This is a genomic window from Neisseria sp. P0001.S005 (genome assembly GCF_051963715.1).
This window is the reverse complement of sequence record NZ_JBQCTZ010000544.1, coordinates 1-521: the sequence shown is the minus strand read 5'-3', so window position 1 is coordinate 521 and position 521 is coordinate 1. Positions and strand designations below refer to the sequence as shown.

At 50.3% G+C, this 521-nt stretch carries 1 protein-coding gene; it reads left to right on the top strand.

Annotated features, from left to right (window positions below; translation table 11 throughout):
- Positions 1 to 271: 271 nt before the first annotated feature.
- Positions 272 to 521, top strand: a 250-nt coding sequence (locus ACTHSP_RS21565; protein WP_440346949.1) for an outer membrane protein assembly factor BamE, incomplete at its 3' end; no start/stop codon positions are given.

The following is a 521-nucleotide window of genomic DNA, read 5'->3' as shown; positions in this document are numbered from 1 at the left end:
ATCTCTAAACCCCAAGCCTTACTCGCAGTGAAATTGTTACAAAGTGACAATAAATGTCAGTCAGGCCGTCTGAACGGTTCTGCCGATTCAGGCGGATACAACGGAGATGAGGTGCAATGCCCTGCCGGAATGTGCCGATGTTCTGTTTGTCAAACCGTCGGGGACATCTTTAAGAAGCACAACATTATTTGGGTCAACCGGCAAACTCGCTGCCGGCACTAACAGGCCGTCTGAAAAGTTCGGCCGGTAAAATCAATAAAAGGATTATCAAATGAAAAAAATCGCAAAAGTGGGCTTCGTCCTGCTGGCTACCGGCCTGCTGGCCGCCTGTGCTACTAAGAGCAAAATCACTCCTGAAGGCACTACAGACGAGCCACGCTTCCCTAAACCTTACTCCCTGACCTTCAACAAAGACCGCGGTACATTCCCGACTTTTGACGAGCTGGATCAAATGCGTCCTGGCCTGACCAAAGACGACATCTACAAAATCCTCGGCCGTCCTCACTACGACGAAGGCATGG